General features: G+C 56.7%; 15 protein-coding genes. 9 read left to right on the forward strand and 6 right to left on the reverse strand.

All coding sequences use genetic code 11. The features are described from left to right. Positions 1-73 precede the first annotated feature (73 nt). A complete protein-coding gene (gene smc, locus BSK21_RS00305; protein ID WP_067552112.1) occupies positions 74-3,529 on the forward strand; it encodes a chromosome segregation protein SMC in 3,456 nt (1,151 codons plus the stop codon). Here the strand turns inward: smc and BSK21_RS00310 are convergent. The 6 genes from BSK21_RS00310 to BSK21_RS00335 all read right to left on the reverse strand — a co-directional run bounded on the left by BSK21_RS00310 (position 3,516) and on the right by BSK21_RS00335 (position 8,911). After that, complete coding sequence (locus BSK21_RS00310) at positions 3,516-4,406, reverse strand: glycosyltransferase family 2 protein (RefSeq protein WP_067552115.1); 891 nt, start codon at positions 4,404-4,406, stop codon at positions 3,516-3,518. The genes smc and BSK21_RS00310 overlap by 14 nt on opposite strands. Positions 4,407-4,409: 3 nt before the next feature. Continuing rightward, on the reverse strand, positions 4,410-5,573 hold the full coding sequence (locus tag BSK21_RS00315) for a lytic murein transglycosylase (protein ID WP_067552118.1): 1,164 nt from the start codon (positions 5,571-5,573) through the stop codon (positions 4,410-4,412). Positions 5,574-5,626: 53 nt separating this feature from the next. Further along, positions 5,627-6,526 carry an adenosylcobinamide-phosphate synthase CbiB gene (gene cbiB / locus BSK21_RS00320; RefSeq protein ID WP_067552121.1) on the reverse strand — a complete coding sequence of 300 codons (900 nt, stop codon included), beginning with the start codon at positions 6,524-6,526 and terminating at the stop codon, positions 5,627-5,629. Then, a complete protein-coding gene (locus BSK21_RS00325; protein ID WP_067552124.1) occupies positions 6,523-7,461 on the reverse strand; it encodes a threonine-phosphate decarboxylase in 939 nt (312 codons plus the stop codon). The genes cbiB and BSK21_RS00325 overlap by 4 nt, the downstream gene beginning before the upstream one ends. Further along, positions 7,461-7,832 carry a DUF1636 domain-containing protein gene (locus BSK21_RS00330; RefSeq protein WP_067552126.1) on the reverse strand — a complete coding sequence of 124 codons (372 nt, stop codon included), beginning with the start codon at positions 7,830-7,832 and terminating at the stop codon, positions 7,461-7,463. The genes BSK21_RS00325 and BSK21_RS00330 overlap by 1 nt, the downstream gene beginning before the upstream one ends. A gap of 104 nt (positions 7,833-7,936) precedes the next feature. Continuing rightward, complete coding sequence (locus tag BSK21_RS00335) at positions 7,937-8,911, reverse strand: glutathione S-transferase family protein (RefSeq protein ID WP_067552129.1); 975 nt, start codon at positions 8,909-8,911, stop codon at positions 7,937-7,939. 290 nt (positions 8,912-9,201) lie between these two features. Between BSK21_RS00335 and BSK21_RS00340 the strand changes: the two genes are divergently transcribed. The 8 genes from BSK21_RS00340 (at position 9,202) to BSK21_RS00375 (ending at position 16,389) form a co-directional block, all read left to right on the forward strand. Next, positions 9,202-9,438 (forward strand): DUF6732 family protein, encoded by a 237-nt coding sequence (locus BSK21_RS00340; protein ID WP_067552132.1) that lies wholly within the window; start codon positions 9,202-9,204, stop codon positions 9,436-9,438. Further along, on the forward strand, positions 9,435-10,778 hold the full coding sequence (locus tag BSK21_RS00345; protein ID WP_067552135.1) for a sirohydrochlorin chelatase: 1,344 nt from the start codon (positions 9,435-9,437) through the stop codon (positions 10,776-10,778). The genes BSK21_RS00340 and BSK21_RS00345 overlap by 4 nt, the downstream gene beginning before the upstream one ends. A gap of 70 nt (positions 10,779-10,848) precedes the next feature. After that, on the forward strand, positions 10,849-11,487 hold the full coding sequence (locus BSK21_RS00350) for a precorrin-8X methylmutase (RefSeq protein ID WP_074038924.1): 639 nt from the start codon (positions 10,849-10,851) through the stop codon (positions 11,485-11,487). Beyond that, the gene (locus BSK21_RS00355; RefSeq protein ID WP_067552140.1) at positions 11,484-12,680 is read left to right on the forward strand and encodes a bifunctional cobalt-precorrin-7 (C(5))-methyltransferase/cobalt-precorrin-6B (C(15))-methyltransferase; all 1,197 of its coding nucleotides are present in this window, start codon (positions 11,484-11,486) and stop codon (positions 12,678-12,680) included. The genes BSK21_RS00350 and BSK21_RS00355 overlap by 4 nt, the downstream gene beginning before the upstream one ends. Next, positions 12,677-13,378, forward strand: coding sequence for a precorrin-2 C(20)-methyltransferase (cobI, locus tag BSK21_RS00360; RefSeq protein WP_067552294.1), 702 nt, complete (start codon positions 12,677-12,679; stop codon positions 13,376-13,378). The genes BSK21_RS00355 and cobI overlap by 4 nt, the downstream gene beginning before the upstream one ends. Further along, positions 13,369-15,174 (forward strand): precorrin-3B C(17)-methyltransferase, encoded by a 1,806-nt coding sequence (gene cobJ / locus BSK21_RS00365; protein ID WP_067552143.1) that lies wholly within the window; start codon positions 13,369-13,371, stop codon positions 15,172-15,174. Before cobI ends, cobJ begins: the two co-directional genes overlap by 10 nt. After that, a complete protein-coding gene (gene cobM / locus BSK21_RS00370; RefSeq protein WP_067552146.1) occupies positions 15,171-15,938 on the forward strand; it encodes a precorrin-4 C(11)-methyltransferase in 768 nt (255 codons plus the stop codon). The genes cobJ and cobM overlap by 4 nt, the downstream gene beginning before the upstream one ends. A 100-nt stretch (positions 15,939-16,038) precedes the next feature. Beyond that, on the forward strand, positions 16,039-16,389 hold the full coding sequence (locus BSK21_RS00375; protein ID WP_067552149.1) for a hypothetical protein: 351 nt from the start codon (positions 16,039-16,041) through the stop codon (positions 16,387-16,389). The last annotated feature ends 37 nt before the right edge of the window (positions 16,390-16,426 follow it).

Below are 16,426 nucleotides of genomic sequence, written 5' to 3' on the forward strand. Positions count from 1 at the left end.
GGGTGGTTTCGTTGACTCTACAGGGCAAGGGTCGCCAAACTGCGAAACGTTCAGAATCATATGAGTTTTCCGCGTGAAGTTTACCAAGCTGCGTCTCAATGGCTTTAAGAGCTTTGTTGATCCGACCGATCTTATCATCGCGGACGGTCTAACGGGCGTTGTTGGGCCGAACGGCTGCGGTAAATCCAATCTTCTTGAGGCCCTGCGCTGGGTGATGGGTGAAAACCGTCCGACCGCGATGCGGGGCGGCGGGATGGAAGACGTGATTTTTGCGGGGGCTGCGACGCGGCCCGCTCGGAACTTTGCCGAAGTTTCTTTGGTAATTGATAACGCAGAACGGCTGGCGCCAGCGGCGTTCAACGACGCGGATAACCTCGAAATTGTTCGTCGTATTACCCGCGATATCGGCTCTGCTTATAAAGTTGGTACCAAAGACGTCCGCGCTCGCGATGTGCAGATGCTGTTCGCAGACGCGTCGACGGGTGCGCATTCTCCTGCCTTGGTCCGACAAGGACAGATTTCAGAGCTGATCAACGCGAAACCTAAAGCACGTCGTCGTATCCTCGAAGAAGCGGCGGGCATTTCCGGCCTTTATCAACGTCGTCACGAGGCTGAGCTAAAGCTCAAGGCCGCAGAGGCGAACCTCGAACGCGTTGATGATGTGATTGAGCAATTGTCGAACCAACTGCAGCAATTGGCGCGTCAGGCGCGTCAGGCAGCGCGATATCGCGAGATCGGTGAAAAGCTCCGTCAGTCCGAAGGCATGCTGCTCTATCGCCGCTGGAAAGAAGCCGAAGAAGCTCGAATGAAAGCGGTAGAGGTCTTGCGAGAGCGGACCGTTGAGGCCTCTCAGGCCGAAGGGAACGCGCGTTCTGCAGGGAAACTTCGAACAGAAAAAGAGGATGCGCTGCCAGCCCTGCGCGAAGAAGAAGCCATTGCCTCGGCGGTGTTGCAACGTCTTCAGGTCCAGCGCGACGCGCTAAAAGATCAAGAGGCGCGGGCGCTAGAGACAATCCAAACGCTGAAGAATCGGATCGATCAGTTGGCGCGGGATATCGAACGCGAGGCGGGCCTGAATAAGGACGCGGGCGAAACGATTGAACGGCTCGAGTGGGAGCAGCGTGAAATCGCGAAAGCTGGGCAGGGTCATGAAGGCCGCCTTGAAGCTGCGCAGGCCGCTGCGCGTGAGGCCGCGGCGACCTTGCAGGATCGCGAAACGATGATGTCAGAGCAGACAGAGGATGTGGCCCGTTTGGCGGCTCGACACCAGTCTGCGCAGCGATTGATTGAAGACAGCCGCAAGACCTTGGCCAAGGCAGAAGAAGACGCGACCCGTGCCCGCAAAGCCATGGCTGACGCTGAGGCTGCATTGGAAAAAGCCGAAGCAGATTTCGAGTTGGCGCAAGAGGCCGAAGAGATTGCCCGTGCGACGGCTGAACATGCCGAAGAAACCCTGATTGAGGCCGAAGCTGCCCGTGCGGATGGTCAATCGCATGAGGTTGATGCGCGGGCCTTGCGGTCGGCTGCTGAGGGTGAGGCAAATGCCTTACGTGCTGAAGTCGCGGCATTGTCAAAATTGGTCGAACGTGACGCAAAAGAGGGCGGTCAGATCCTAGATCTGTTGTCGGTCAAGTCCGGCTATGAAAAGGCACTGGGTGCAGCATTGGCAGATGACCTGCGCGCGCCTGCGGTTGGTGCTGATGCCAAATCTGGTTGGGCGGCTTTGCCTGCATACGCGACGCCGCAATCTTTACCGTCAGGTGTGGAACCTTTAACCATCTACGTTGACGTTCCAGACGTTCTGGTTCGCCGTATGGGGCAAGTCGGTTTGGTCGATGCCGCAGATGGTGCGCGGCTCCAAGTTGATCTGCAGCCTGGGCAAAGGCTGGTGAGTGTAGAAGGCGATCTGTGGCGTTGGGATGGGTTCCGCGCTGGGGCCGAAGATGCGCCGTCGGCGGCTGCGCTTCGTTTGCAGCAGATCAACCGACTGAATGAGTTGCGTGCGGATTTGGATGTTGCGACCGAGCGTGCAGATGCCGCACGTATCGCCCACGAAGACGTCACAATGCGACTCGAGAAGCTGACGCAAGCTGACCAGATGGCGCGCACCGCGCGTCGTGCCGCAGATCAACAGGTCGCGGATGCGGCCCGTGCACTGTCGCGTGCTGAGGCGGAGCGCAACCTGTCCGAGGGTAAGAGAGAAAGTTCTGGCCTTGCTCTGCGTCGCCATGAAGAAGAAGCGATGACTTCGCGCAAGGCGTTATCAGAGGCCGAAGCGACAGCCCGTGCACTGCCAGATTTGGCGGATGCGAGAGCAGCGGTCGAGGACGTCAAGATGACGGTCGAAGCCGCCCGCATGATGATGATGACCAAGCGCGCTGCGTTCGATGAAGTGCGCCGTGAAGGCGATGCACGTCTAAAACGGTCTCAGGAAATCACCAAAGAGATCAGCGGATGGCGCCACCGTCTGGATACCGCGACGAAACGGACGTCCGAATTGGAAGAGCGCAAAGCGGAGAGCGAAGAGGCGCTCTATGAGGCCAATGAGGCGCCAGAAGAAATTGCTGCTAAGCGCGATGAACTAGCTCAGGCGATCGAAGAAGCTGAGGAGCGCCGTAAAGGGGCTGCAGATAATCTGGCAGAGGCTGAAACGGCACTTCGTGACGCACAAATGGCGGAACGGGATTGCGAACGTCTGGCATCCGAGGCGCGCGAGGCGCGTGCCCGCGCTGAGGCCCGCAATGAGGCCGCTCGCGAAACTGTGGCTTATGCCGCCGAACGGATCATGGAAGCGCAGGAAACGACGCCTGATAAGCTCCTTGATGCGTTGAACGTTGATCCAGACAAGATGCCGCCTGCCGAAGAAATCGAAGTTCAGGTGAACAGCTATAAACGTCAGCGCGACGCGCTGGGCGCTGTTAACCTTCGAGCCGAAGAAGACGCGGTTGAGGTTCAAACCGAGTACGACAAACTCACTGGCGACAAAGTAGATTTGGAAGAAGCGATTAAAGCCCTACGGCAGGGGATCTTTGGTCTGAACCGCGAGGGTCGCGAACGCCTTTTGACTGCATTCGAGCAGGTTAACGAGAACTTCGGTATGCTGTTCACTCACCTCTTTGGTGGTGGCGAGGCAAAGCTGGTTCTGGTCGAGTCTGATGACCCGCTCGAAGCTGGCCTTGAGATCATGTGTCAACCACCCGGTAAAAAACTGTCGACGCTTTCGTTGTTGTCGGGTGGTGAGCAAACCTTGACCGCGATGGCGTTGATCTTTGCGGTATTCCTCGCGAACCCTGCGCCTATATGTGTTCTGGACGAAGTTGACGCGCCATTGGACGATGCAAACGTGACGCGCTTCTGTGACCTTTTGGACGAGATGACACGTCAGACGAACACGCGTTTCTTGATCATTACCCACCACGCTGTGACGATGGCGCGGATGGATCGCTTGTTTGGGGTGACGATGCAAGAACAAGGTGTTAGCCAGCTTGTGAGTGTCGATCTCAAGAAGGCTGAAGCTATGGTTGCCTGAAGGCAGCGACCTTGGCTGGCAGGTCTAGGTTTGCCTCAATGAGTAAGTTTTCCTCGGCCAATTTCAGGGCGAGCCATGGTTTTATCGTCATGACTTGCTCGTAGAATGCGGCGATGTCGTCGACAGTGGCACCGTTAAGGTGGCGCTTCATTTCCTCATTGCCGCGATACCCGCCGTGTTCGAGCCGATATGGAAGACGCGCAATCCAATCGGCGCGATTTTGGGCATGGAAATGCAGCAGTTTGATGCCGTCATGAAAGGGAATGCCGCGTAGTTGTTGCCCATCAACCCAAGCCCCATGAATGCGCGGTTCGAGATCGGTGCGCCCTGTTCGAAAAAATGACTTTCCAGCGACATGGCTCAACGCGCCCTTACGGAGGGCGGGGGCATATTGACGAAACGACTGTCGCCAGCGTTGGCGCAGGTCTTTGCCCTTGAGCGGCGCACGAAAGAGGTTCGCATCGAAAACAGGAAGCCCGTGAGGGGAATGGACCGCTTCCCATGGACGCATGCGGACCATGCAATCTGATGCGGTATTCAACACCGAGCCAATCGGTTCGTCACTGTAGATAAACTCGTCCACGTCAATATGCGCGAGCCAGTCTAAGGGTGCGGTATCGTAAACCCGCTTCATATTCGCGGCTTGGCGGGGTTGGTGCGCGTCAGGACGCGAACCGAGGAGGTTAATCCAATAGGTTTCGTCGCATTTGACCACCGTTAACTTTGGGTTGCCCTCAAACGCAGCGGCCGCTGGGTCGTCTGGATCATCAAAGTGAAGCCAAATATGCGAAGCCCCGATGGACAGATGATAGGCGACAAATGCCTCCACCTCGGCGTATGGAGCCTTGACCGTCGTGCATATTCCCCAGTCGGCCATTGATTAGAGGCGGTTCAATAGATCGCGCGTTGGCCAAGCGTCCGCGGGCAAACCGAGCCGCTCTTGCTCTGTCTGAACGGCTTCGCGGGTCATTTCACCGATGATCCCATCGACCCCACCGACATCGTAGCCGCGGGCTTCTAGTCGACGCTGCAGGGTCATGATTTCTTCGCCGCTCAACGCAGGGTCGGGGTTGCCTGCGTTATAGGCTGGGGCCCCTTCTAGACGGGTTGCAAAGTACGCTGCGGTGGTCACGTAGACCATCGACTTGTTCCATTCGAAATAGACATGGAAATTCGGATAAGCGAGGAAGGCTGGTCCCTTTCGGCCCATAGGTAGCAGGATCGAAGAAGGCAAATTGGCAATTGATCCACTACGGGCCTGAACGCCTAAATTCGCCCACTCGCGCCCAGACATTTGGTGGTTCAGCCCAGTGAGAGACCAGTCGAGGTCTGCGGGAACGGTGACTTCTTGCAGCCACGGTTCATTCGCGCGCCAGCCGAGAGACGACAGCATCGCAGCACCGGACATCAAGGCATCAGGCGAAGATCCTTTGAGGTCTACGTGCCCGTCCCCATCTCCATCTTGACCGTTTTCAAGGATGTCTTTGGGCAACATTTGCACCTGTCCTATTTCGCCGGCCCACGCGCCTCTGGTGTTCGTCGGGCTAAAATCCCCGCGTTCAAACAGGGCGAGAGCTGCGAAGATTTGCGGACGGAACAGGTCTGGTCGGCGGCAATCATGAGAAAGCGTAACAAGCGCATTGAGGGTGTTAAAGTCGCCTTGAACCTGTCCGAAATCGGTTTCGAACGCCCAAAACGCCAAGAGAACCCCGCGATTGATGCCATATTCACGTTCAATGCGGTCGAAAACGGAATCGAAACGGTCAGAATAGATCGCGCCGTTGTTGACCCGATTTTGTGAAATGAGGCTGCGCGAGAAGTCGATAAAGTCCTTTTGGAAAACACCTTGCCGACGGTCAGCCCGAATAACGGCATCGTCTTGGCTGACGTTCGCAAAGAACTGGTCGACGGTTGCGCGATCGTGGCCACTCGCAATGGCTTCTTGTTTGAGGCCGCCGACAAAACTCGCAAAAGAACCACCGCAAGTCGCGGCCTGTGCCGAAGTTGCGCAAAAGGCGACGATGAAAGGCAAAACAAAACGCATGGGACCTCCGACAATTTGGCTAGAGGGTATCAGTCGGATCAGCGCTTGCAACCTTAGATAAAAGTGATGCCCAAGATCACGATAAATGCGATGCCCCACGCCCGCCAGAGTTCGCGAACAGCGCGGTCCACGTCCTCGGCGGCGGCGTCTTTTCGTCCGTCTACATTGACCCACGGATAATCGCTCATTTCGCCGTGGTAAGCGCGAGGACCCGAAAGAGCGATCCCGAGGACGCGAGATAGCGCTGCCTCAGGCCATCCAGCGTTCGGGCTACGGTGCAAGCCTGCATCCTTACGGATCGGTGAGAATTGCCATAGGTTCGGTTTTAGAGCCACAAAAAGGATGGCGGTCAGGCGAGCAGGAATGAGGTTCAGGAGGTCATCGAACCGCGCGGCGGCCCAGCCGAACTGTTCATGGCGCGGTGTTCGGTAGCCGATCATGCTATCGGCGGTGTTCGTGATCTTGTAAATTAAAAGACCGGGCAACCCGCCTACCGCAAACCAGAACAGCGGAGCCAGTACGCCGTCGCTAAAATTCTCGGCAGCGCTTTCGATTGCTGCGCGGGCGACGGCGGGCTCGTCGAGTTCGGCAGTGTCACGCCCTACGATCATGGCGACAGAGGCACGGCCTGCCTCAACCGAAGTACGCAGTCCCTTAGCTACGTCTGAAACGTGTTCTACCAGAGACTTTTGCGCGAGGAGCATCGCGCCGACGATCGCTTCAGCCCAGACGCCAGGCAAATCCTGAAGGCCCTTGCCTAATAGTGCGAACATCACGACGAGAATAGCGAAGGATGCGATGCCTTTGTCCTTGCGATGCGAACCCTGATTAAAATTCGTGTCGATAAAACTGACGCATTTCCCCATCAAAACAGCAGGATGCGGAAAGCGCGACCAGAGCCACTTTGGCTCTCCAAAAATCGCGTCCAGCACCATGGCCAACAGAACGCTCATAGCGCGGCCTCTAGTTGATCCCATTGGTTGGGCGCAGGAAGACCAAGACGGATCCACGTTTTCGAGTAGGGGAAAATGCGCGACCAGATATGGTTTTGGGCCAAACGATTTTGCCAGTTGGCTGCATCATCGACATCGTAGAGCCTAAAGAGTGGTGTTCCCCCGACCAACGTCGCACCTTTTCTCAGCATAAGGTCATCGAGGCGTTGTGCGTCTTGGTTCAATCTAATTCGTGTATCGACGGCCCATGCGGTGTCTCGCAAAGCTCGCGCACCAATCTCAAGAGCGGGGCCATTCACGGACCACGGTTCTTGAAGGGCTTTCATTTGATTGATGAACGACGGGGCAGCGATCATGAACCCCAAGCGTAGTCCCGCAAGACCCCAGAATTTGCCAAAGCTCTTGAGAACGACAATTCCCTCGTCCGCGGCGCGGGCGATATGGGATTGTTCAGGCCAAACGTCGCAAAAGCTCTCGTCGATCACGGTTAGAGGGCGGTCACCGAAAATGTCACTGGACCAGAGTCTGCCATCGGGATTGTTCGGATGAACGTAAACGTGGCTGGTCGCGTTTGCCGCATCGCCATTGGCGAGCTTGCCCGCTGCATCAAACGCGGCGGCATGTTCGTTATAGGTCGGCGTAGGGATATAGACGCTTTTGCTATCTGACAGGTTGGGCATTCGCGCGATGAGCGCTGAGGCGCCATTCGCGGGCAAGATTTCGGCGCCTTCGGGCACGTTCCAAAACTCACGAGCGGCGGAAATGACCTGATCCATTGCATCGCTGTCAGGAAGGGTATTCCACGCATCTGGCGAGATATCACCGACGGGGTAGGGGACTGGATTTATCCCTGTAGACAGATCAATCCAGTCAGAACGATGGCCGCCCCATTTTGCGACGGCCGCATCAACGCCCCCACCATGATCGCGGGCCATTAGTTTTGCTCCGGCAAGGGAATGTGGCGAGAGACAAAATGTCCTTTCACGCCGATAGGCCATTGGCGGAAGGGTACTTGGCCCGTTTCGCTTTCTGAATGCATGATGGCGTAGTCGACGATTGCCTGCGCATCGGACGGGGTCGCATCAAACATGCCGAGGGAGTAGCTAATTTTCCCTGCGCCTTGAACAATCACGTTGCACGCACGTTCGCATCCCATTGTGCATGTTACGCGGCGCGTGTTGATCCCGGCAGGTTGCGCAGCGGCTTCAATCAGTTCAGCAAAGGCTTCACCGTCTGTTTTGTCCATGCCGCGTTCGCCCCAATCAGCGCGCTTGCACCCTGCACATATGGTAATCCAGCTGGTCATTGATCATCCTCTTGCTTCGCGCCTTTTGAACCCGATTGGGGACCGCGAAACAAGAGTAGGACGTCAACTTCGTCTGTACAGGTCAGGACACGACCAAGATGCTACTATCCGCGTCCATGTGGTGCGTTCCAGTCCAGATCGGGCCCGACGGGGACAATGCGGTGCGGGTTAATCGTGTCGTGGCTGTAGTGATAGTGGTGGCTGATGTGATCGAAATGGGTCGTCTCTGCAACGCCTTCGATCTGATAGAGCTCGCGGGTGTAGGCCCAGAGGTTCGGATATTCGATCAGCTTACGACGGTTACATTTGAAGTGCCCGTGGTAGACAACGTCGAAACGAACGAGCGTCGTCCAGAGACGCCAGTCGGCTTCGGTCAAGGTGTCGCCCGTCAAATATCGGTTGGTCGACAGAATACCTTCGAGCCAGTCTAGGCTTTCGAACAGAGGGCCTACAGCTTCTCCATAGGCGGATTGGCTGGTGGCAAAGCCTGACTTGTAAACGCCGTTGTTTACCGTGTCGTAGATGCGTTCGTTAAGCGTCTCGATCTGATCGCGCAGGCTTTCTGGCCAATAGTCGTCCGTGTTGCCCGTGATGTCATTGAATGCGGAATTCAGCATCCGAATGATCTCTGAACTTTCATTCGAGACAATCGTCTGACGTTCTTTGTCCCAGAGAATTGGCACGGTCACGCGACCAGAAATCGTCGGATCAGTTCGAGTGTAGATGTCTCGCAGAAACGGCAAGCCAAAGAGGGTATCGCCAGTTGCGCCGTCGAAGTCGGTTTCAAAGGTCCAGCCATCGCTTAGCATGTGAGGGTGAACGACGGAGACACTGATGTGGTTAGTCAGGCCCTTTATTGCGCGGAACACAAGCGTGCGGTGCGCCCAAGGGCAGGCGTAGGATACATAGAGGTGGTAGCGACCGCTTTCGGCTTTGAACCCACCTTCGCCAGTTGGTCCAGCTGATCCATCAGCGGTGATCCAGTTGCGAAAGGCAGCCGTCGTACGAACAAATTTTCCACCCGTCGATTCGGTGTCGTACCATTCGTCTCGCCATGTGCCGTTGTCGAGAAAACCCATCGTGTGTCCTTTCGTGTTGAGCCCAAGAGATAGGCAAACGGCCTGCGCAGGCAACCGAACTGTTCGAACATGTCCCTTGCGTCACCGCACAGGTCGTTTTCGATCTACCCTGCGACGTTTAACCGTTTGCCCCCTATGCCCTACCCCTGTAGGAAGTCCCGAGACGAAGCCTAAACTAGGCCAGAGCGGTTGGTGGTGCGGCGGTTGACCTGAACTGGGACCAAAGCTCACGTCGTCCGATCCCCGCACTTTCGCGGTCCTCTGGTCTTTATCGGAACGGAGGTCACGCCATGCGCAGCGCACTTACTCTTATCCTTTTGCTGACGGCAAATGCCGCCTCGGCCCACGTGGGCCATTTGGGCGAGATGGCTGGGCATGATCATTGGGTGGCAGGTGCGGCGCTGGGTCTTGCGATCCTTCTAGGGCTTCGTGAGGCTTTGAAGGCGCGTAAGGAAAACGCTGAGAAGGCGTCAAAAGAGGCTGAAGAAGCCGAAGAAGAAGTCGAAGGCGAAGAGGTGCCAGCATGAAAACGGGTGTAATGATCTGCGGCCACGGTTCGCGGAGCCAGTCGGCAGTTGATGAGTTCAAAGTGCTGGCTGAAAAATTGCCCGCTTATCTGCCGTCGGACTGGATGGTTGATTATGGCTATCTCGAGTTTGCGAACCCTGTAATCCGCGATGGTCTGGACAATCTGCGGAACGCTGGCTGTGAACGTATCCTCGCTGTTCCGGGCATGCTCTTTGCGGCGATGCATTCGAAAAACGACATTCCCACCGTGCTGAACACCTATGCGGCAAAGCACGGGATCGACGTGAAATACGGTCGTGAGTTGGGTGTCGATCCTAAGATGATCGCTGCTGCAGCAGACCGTATTCAGACTGCCGTTGACGCTGCGAACGCAGACCTTGGTGATGTGCCGATGCACGAAACCTGTTTGGTTGTGATTGGGCGCGGTGCTTCTGACCCTGATGCGAATAGCAACGTGTCCAAGATTGCTCGTATGCTTTGGGAAGGTATGGGATTTGGTTGGTGTGAGGTTGGTTATTCTGGCGTCACATTCCCGCTGGTCGAGCCAGCCCTCCAGCATGTCGCAAAGCTTGGCTACAAGCGCGTCGTTGTGTTTCCGTACTTCTTGTTCACGGGCATTCTGATCGACCGTATTTACGGCTTTACCGATCAAGTTGCCGCTGAACACACAGATATCCAGTTCGTCAAAGCGGGCTATCTGAATGATCACCCAAAGGTTCTCGAAACCTTTGCGGAACGTATCAAAGAACAGACGGGCAGCGTTCCTGTTCCGAACTGTGGTATCTGCCCGTTCCGTGCGCAGGTTCTGGCGGTTGAGGACGGCGAAACGAACCAAATTTCGCCAGAAGAGCGTCGCGCGGCACTTGAGGCGAGCGGCCACCCTGCCTACGGCGAAGTCCCTCCTCCGACTTGCGTATTGTGCAAATATCGCACCGAAGTGATCGGCTTTGAGGCCGAAGTGGGTGCTGTGCAAGAAAGTCATCATCACCACGTCGAAGGCCGAGGGGCGAGCGCGCCGGGGTCTAACGTTGCGGACTGTTCGCTATGCGATACCTTCTGTACGGGTCTGTGCCGTCTGCAAGGTCACGCTCATCACGACCACGGCCATCACCACCATGACCATGATCATCATCACCACCATGATCACGATCATCACCATGGGCACGATCATCACCATGGGCACCACCACCATCACGATGATGGGCATCATCACCATCATGACCACGATCACCACCACCATCATGGGCATGATCACGGGCACGACCATCACCATGCTCCTTATCCGCACGCCGATCACCCATTGGGTCCAAAGAGCGCGCTGAAATCCAAGAAGCCCTGAGTATCACACCCGCCCCCACCCCTCTGAACGAGGCGTCGGGGCGGCCGCTGCCCTGACAGGGAACCGAAATATGCGCCCTTACGAAAAAGACCCGTCCGCAATTTACGCGCAGAGCTTTGCCACTGTGCGCAAAGAGGCGCGGCTCGACCGATTTCCGCAGGACATGCAGCCTTTGGTGACGCGGTTGATCCATTCCTGTGGCATGGTCGAAATCGCAGATCGTCTGGCGTTTTCTCCGTCTGTATATTCCGCGGGTCATGCAGCGCTTCAGTCAGGCAAGCCGATCTTGTGTGATTGCGAGATGGTCGGCGCAGGGATCATTCGTCGCTATTTGCCCGCCCAGAACGACGTGATCGTGACATTGAACGATCCTCGTACCCCTGAATTGGCTCAAGAGATTGGGAACACCCGAAGTGCCGCTGCGGTTCGTTTGTGGGAACCTCATATTGAGGGCGCTGTGGTCGCAGTCGGTAACGCGCCGACAGCACTTTTCCACCTTCTTGAATTGATCGACGAAGGTTTCCCGAAACCCGCTGTCATTCTCGGTTTCCCTGTTGGTTTCATTGGCGCTGCTGAGTCAAAAGCAGAACTCGCTGCAAATTCACGTGGCATTGAATTCGTTGCCCTCAAGGGCCGCAAAGGTGGATCTGCGATGGCATCCGCTGCGGTCAACGCCCTCGCTGCAGGTTTGCCCGAGGAACGGACATGACCGCTTGGCTCAACATTGTTGGGATCGGCGAAGACGGGATGGACGGTTTGACGCCTGTCACCCGTGCGACGGTCGAGCAGGCTGATGTCGTCATCGGTGGTGAACGCCATCATGGACTGACCCCTAACCTCAAGGCCGAACGGATTGCATGGCCGTCGCCGTTTGATGCGCTGATCGACACGATTCGCACACATCGCGGAAAACGCGTCGTGGTTTTGGCGACCGGCGATCCGCTTTGGTATTCGGTAGGGCCAAAAATCGCGAAGTCTTTCGAAGCGGACGAGGTGGTGTTTCACCCACAGCTTTCAGCGTTTCAATGGCTCGCCGTTCGGATGGGGTGGAGCCTAGCCGACCTCGAAACGCTGACCGTTCACGGGCGACCAGTACAGCAGATGGTCCCGTTTATACGACCGAATGCGCGGCTGTTGCTATTGACCACAGGCGCACAAACGCCGTCTGAGGTTGCAGAGATTTTAACGGCGCGTGGCTATGGCGCATCGCGGATCACGGTGTTCGGTGCGCTGGGCGGTGATCGGGAAACGCGATTTGACGGGATTGCGTCTCAGTGGAACCACGTTGTGCCTGACTTCAACAGTATGGCTGTCGAATGCGTTGCTGGAGACGGCGCACAAGTGTTGCCGCTGATGGGGCTGCCTGATGATGTGTTCGCCTCTGACGGCACAATGACGAAACAAGAGGTCCGTGCAATCACACTGGCGAAGCTCATGCCGATGCGTGGTGCGGTCCTTTGGGACATCGGCTGCGGGAGCGGGTCGGTGGCGATTGAATGGATGCGTGGCGCACGGGATGCGGTGGCATTCGGAGTTGAGCCTCGGGCGGATCGCATCGCCCTCGCGACCCAGAATGCGTTGGCGCTGGGCGCGCCTCGGTTAACCGCAATTCAGGGTCATGCGCCCGAGAGTTTGGCTGGATTGCCGAAGCCCGACGCGGTCTTTGTCGGCGGCGGATTGACGGAACAGACGTTTCAGATCGCGTGGAACGCATTGTCTAGTCATGGCCGTTTCGTTGCGAATGCCGTCACCCTCGAAACCGAAGCCGTATTGCGCGACCTACATTCGAAATTTGGCGGACAACTGATCCGTCTCTCGGTTGAACGTGCAGAGCCCGTGGGCCGCCTGACAGGCTGGCGACCGGCAATGACCGTCACCCAATGGAGCCTTGTGAAATCATGACCGGAACACTCTACGGTGTTGGCCTCGGGCCGGGCGCACCTGACCTGATGACGCTGCGCGCCGCCCGCTTGATCCAAGGGGCAAAAGTTGTCGCTTACCCTGCGCTGGTTGGTGGCGAAAGTTTTGCCCGCTCAATAGCTGCTGATTTGATTTCAGTGGATGCAAACGAAATCCTCATGGAAGTCCCTATGACGACCGAACGCGGCCCTGCACAAGCGGCCTACGACGTAGGCGCCGCGCAGATTGCTGACGCGTTGGAAGCAGGGCAGGATGTTGTCGTTCTTTGTGAAGGTGATCCGTTCTTCTACGGTTCCTTCATGTATCTGTATGCTCGCTTGTCCGACAGATTTACATGCGAAGTCGTCCCAGGTGTGACGTCGATTACGGCATGCGCTTCCGTCGCTGGTCGGCCCTTGGTTGCTCGTAATGAACGCCTAACCGTGCTGCCAGGCCCCCTGCCAGAAGATGAACTACGTTCACGAATTGCTGGTGCGGAAAGTGTGGCAATTATGAAAGTGGGCCGTCATTTGACCAAAATTCGTGCGGTAATTAGCGAACTGGGGTTGGTCGAACATGCCACCTACATCGAACGCGCGACCCTGCAAAATCAAGTCGTCCTTCCGTTGCGCGATGCGCCGGAAAATGCGCCTTACTTCTCAATGATACTTCTGACAAAGGGAGCCGACCCGTGGCTGTAAAACCTGTTGTGATGGCGCTTTCGCGCTCTGGTGAGGCCGTGGCGCATAAAATTGCCGCTGCCTTGGGTTTGGCTGTTCACGGACGTGAAGGCCGTGTCGATCAAGCGGATGCGTATTTCGCAAATGCGTTGGATCATGCGCGTGATTTGTTCGCTGCGGGCGTTCCGATCATTGGTGTGTGTGCCTCTGGTATTTTGATCCGTGCTGTTGCCCCGCTTCTGTCTGATAAGCGCAGCGAACCACCCGTTCTTTCAGTGAGCGATGACGGTTCGGTCGTCATTCCGCTATTGGGCGGACATCGTGGCGCGAACCGTTTGGCGCAAGAGATAGCAGTTGCCTTGAATGCCAAAGCTGCGGTTACCACCGCAGGCGACGTTGCGATCGGTGTTGCGCTTGACGCGCCGCCCGCTGGCTATCGACTGGCCAATCCGCTGGACGCCAAAGATGCAATGGCAGCTATTCTGGCCGGTGAAGGGATTTCGCTGACCGGCGAGAACATTTTCGACCTCGAAGCCGATGGTGGAGCGGTCAACCTTGTCGTGTCAGAGACACCAGTCGAAGGGAACGCGAAGACGCTCGTTTACCATCCTCAGACCTACGTCGTCGGGGTTGGGTGCGCGCGCAATGCTGACGCCGAAGAGCTTTGGTCCCTTGTGACCACGACCCTGCAAAACGCAGGTATCGCACAGGGTGCTGTTGCCTGTGTTGCGACCATCGACCTCAAAGGTGACGAGCCTGCGATGAACACAGTCGCTAAACGCCTTGGCGTGCCGTTGCGTCTGTTTACAGCTGAAGAACTCGAGGCACAGAAGGTCGCGAACCCGTCTGATGTTGTGTTTGCCGAAGTAGGGTGCCACGGCGTGTCCGAGGGCGCGGCACTCGCTGCGTCGGATGGTAAGCTGGTCGTCGAAAAGACCAAGACCGCGAATACGACCTGTGCGATTGCGCGGGCAGATCCTCCGATCACCGAAATGAAGGGCCGTTCCCGTGGTCGTCTATCGGTCGTTGGAATTGGACCGGGTCAAGCAACATGGCGGACACCAGAAGTGTCCAAATTGGTCGCTGAGGCCGATGAACTAGTTGGTTATGGATTTTATATTGATCTTCTAGGCCCGCTCGCACATGGAAAAATTCGCAGCGATTTCCCGCTCGGCGGTGAAGAGGATCGTTGCCGATATGCGCTGGAACGCGCTGGCGAAGGGCGCAATGTTGCTTTGGTTTGCTCGGGCGATGCGGGCATCTATGCGATGGGTGCGCTGACGTTCGAATTGCTGGACCGTTCGCCAGAAGCCCTCGGCGTCTCGGATGCGGCACGTCGTGTTGATGTCGTCTGTTCACCGGGTGTTTCTGCGCTTCAGGGTGCGGCTGCTCGGGCTGGCGCGCCGCTGGGTCATGACTTCTGTACAATTTCGCTGTCTGATCTTCTGACACCGCGTGATGACATTATTCGCCGTCTCCACGCCGCTGCTGAAGGTGACTTTGTCATCGCGTTCTACAACCCCGTTTCGAAAACGCGGCGCACGCTGTTGGCTGAGGCACGTGATATCCTTCTGCAGCATCGCCCTGCAGATACGCCTGTGATGCTGGCTTCCTCGCTTGGCCGTCCCGAAGAATATGTTCGTTATCGTCGTCTCGCCGACCTTGAGGTGGATGAAGTCGATATGCTGACCGTTGTTCTGGTTGGTTCGTCAAATAGCCGTCTGGCGCAACTGGGCGAAGGTCCACGTATGTTCACGCCCCGTGGGTATGCTCGCAAAATTGATGGCGACCTGAGCGGTGAAAGGAATTCCAAATGACCGTATTTTTCATTGGTGCTGGACCAGGTGATCCAGAGCTGCTCACGATCAAAGCTCAACGTTTGATTGGCGAATGTCCTGTGTGTCTCTACGCGGGTTCGCTGGTCCCCGAGCAAGTCGTTGCCTGTGCGCCTGAAGGGGCACGGGTCATGGATACCGCACCGATGACGTTGGATGAAACGCACGCGGAAATCTTGGCTGCTCATCAGCGCGGAGAGAACGTAGCGCGCGTCCATTCTGGTGACCCGTCTCTTTACGGTGCAATTGCCGAACAGATTCGCCGTCTCAAAGCAGACGATATCGACTATCAGATTGTGCCGGGTGTGCCTGCTTACGCCGCTGCTGCTGCGGCGCTCGGTCAAGAACTCACGATCCCCGAGCTTGCGCAGTCGATAGTTCTCACTCGTATGTCGATGAAATCGACATCGATGCCCGCAGGTGAAACGCTTGAGAACTTCGCAAAGACGGGTGCGACCCTCGCGATCCACCTTGGCATTCGTGCACTTCGCGAAATCGAACGCCAGCTTGCGCCCTATTACGGCTCTGATTGTCCCGTTGCGGTTGTGTATCGCGTTGGTTGGCCAGACCAGATGATCATCCGTGGAACAATCTCTGACATCCATGCCAAAGTGCGCGACGCAAAGATCACTCGGACGGCTCTTATCCTAGCAGGGCCTGCCTTGGGTGGGGGGCATGGTTTTCCTGACTCGGCTCTTTATGACGCGGCGCGTCCACATGTTCTGAGGCCCAAAGCTAAGGCGTAACGCGGCGTTTCCTGTGGAAATTTTGCAACAGGCACAAATGGATAGGTTGATTTGCTTTTTATTAAGCTCATCATCCTACCCAAGTCTGGAGGAGACGCCCATGTCCGAATTTCTACCCGAAGCCGTTCGCCAAGGTCTTGAAGATGCGCGCCGCGCCGCATTGTTGCGGTCATCGCGCCTCTGCGTTCATGACGGTGATGACGTCTATCGTATCCTTCGCATGTGGGACACGGGCTTTGCTATGGATGCCAAAGACGCGCCAAAGTTGCGCGGTCACGTCAAGATCTATGACGGTCCCAAGTACATGTACCAAGCCCTAGTGGTCACGTCGCGCGAGGAAGAAGGCGAACGTGTATTCGACTTTAAATGGCATCAAGCGGCTGCGGACGGCCCCGCTGCCGATTTCGTACGCGCTCGAGAGTTGCCCGCTGGATATCTCACCAGCAGTTAAACTGTAGCAGCATTGCTGGGGGAGGCTGCCCTCACCC

It is taken from the genome of Marivivens sp. JLT3646 (assembly GCF_001908835.1).
In the GTDB taxonomy this organism is placed as follows: domain Bacteria; phylum Pseudomonadota; class Alphaproteobacteria; order Rhodobacterales; family Rhodobacteraceae; genus Marivivens; species Marivivens geojensis.

Bases quoted from the DNA above. Each gene is read 5' to 3' on its own strand.
- BSK21_RS00355 (WP_067552140.1), top strand. From the start codon at position 11,484: ATGACCGCTTGGCTCAACATTGTTGGGATCGGCGAAGACGGGATGGAC.
- BSK21_RS00345 (WP_067552135.1), top strand. From the start codon at position 9,435: ATGAAAACGGGTGTAATGATCTGCGGCCACGGTTCGCGGAGCCAGTCG.
- BSK21_RS00325 (WP_067552124.1), bottom strand. From the start codon at position 7,461: ATGGCCCGCGATCATGGTGGGGGCGTTGATGCGGCCGTCGCAAAATGG.
- cobM (WP_067552146.1), top strand. From the start codon at position 15,171: ATGACCGTATTTTTCATTGGTGCTGGACCAGGTGATCCAGAGCTGCTC.
- BSK21_RS00350 (WP_074038924.1), top strand. From the start codon at position 10,849: ATGCGCCCTTACGAAAAAGACCCGTCCGCAATTTACGCGCAGAGCTTT.
- BSK21_RS00315 (WP_067552118.1), bottom strand. From the start codon at position 5,573: ATGCGTTTTGTTTTGCCTTTCATCGTCGCCTTTTGCGCAACTTCGGCA.
- BSK21_RS00335 (WP_067552129.1), bottom strand. From the start codon at position 8,911: ATGGGTTTTCTCGACAACGGCACATGGCGAGACGAATGGTACGACACC.
- cbiB (WP_067552121.1), bottom strand. From the start codon at position 6,526: ATGAGCGTTCTGTTGGCCATGGTGCTGGACGCGATTTTTGGAGAGCCA.
- BSK21_RS00310 (WP_067552115.1), bottom strand. From the start codon at position 4,406: ATGGCCGACTGGGGAATATGCACGACGGTCAAGGCTCCATACGCCGAG.
- cobI (WP_067552294.1), top strand. From the start codon at position 12,677: ATGACCGGAACACTCTACGGTGTTGGCCTCGGGCCGGGCGCACCTGAC.
- BSK21_RS00340 (WP_067552132.1), top strand. From the start codon at position 9,202: ATGCGCAGCGCACTTACTCTTATCCTTTTGCTGACGGCAAATGCCGCC.
- BSK21_RS00330 (WP_067552126.1), bottom strand. From the start codon at position 7,832: ATGACCAGCTGGATTACCATATGTGCAGGGTGCAAGCGCGCTGATTGG.
- BSK21_RS00375 (WP_067552149.1), top strand. From the start codon at position 16,039: ATGTCCGAATTTCTACCCGAAGCCGTTCGCCAAGGTCTTGAAGATGCG.